Origin of the sequence: Methylobacterium sp. E-065 (assembly GCF_022829605.1) — a bacterium.
GTDB lineage: Bacteria > Pseudomonadota > Alphaproteobacteria > Rhizobiales > Beijerinckiaceae > Methylobacterium.
The window spans coordinates 1-431 of the sequence record NZ_JAKSYD010000279.1 but is presented as its reverse complement, the minus strand read 5'-3'; the positions used below and the strand labels follow the sequence as shown (position 1 = coordinate 431).

Sequence of the window (431 nt, the reverse complement as noted above, 5' to 3'; positions counted from 1 at the left end):
TTGCTCCCTCGGGGGCGGACAGGTGGATCTCGACCTTCGTGTCCGGCGGCAAGTCTTCGACGATGGTCAAAGGCACGTTCATGCCGGCCTTGGCGCCGACCGGCAGGTAGCGGGCGGCTGATCCGTTTATGCGTCAGAGGATCTTGAGCGGATCCGTCTCGGGTGGTGGCTGCGCGACATCCACGCGGTTCCACCAGCCGCCGCCGAGCGCCACGAACAAAGCCGCCGTGTCGGCGTATTGCGTCGCCCGCGCACCGGCCGAGGTGACCAGCGCCGAGGGATAGCCGTGCTGGGCGATCAGAACCTGCGAGGAGGTGACGGGGCCTGCCGTGTACTGCTTGCGGATCAGCCCGAGGCTCTGGTTCGTCGCGCTCACCGCGGCATCCGCGGCCGCGACCGCCCTCGCGTCGGCCTGGAGCGCCCGCAGGGCG

Annotated in this window: 1 pseudogene; it reads right to left on the bottom strand. The window is 69.8% G+C overall.

The window, feature by feature from the left end:
* Positions 1–133 precede the first annotated feature (133 nt).
* A pseudogene (locus MKK84_RS31535) lies at positions 134–431 on the bottom strand (histidine kinase); the annotation flags it as partial.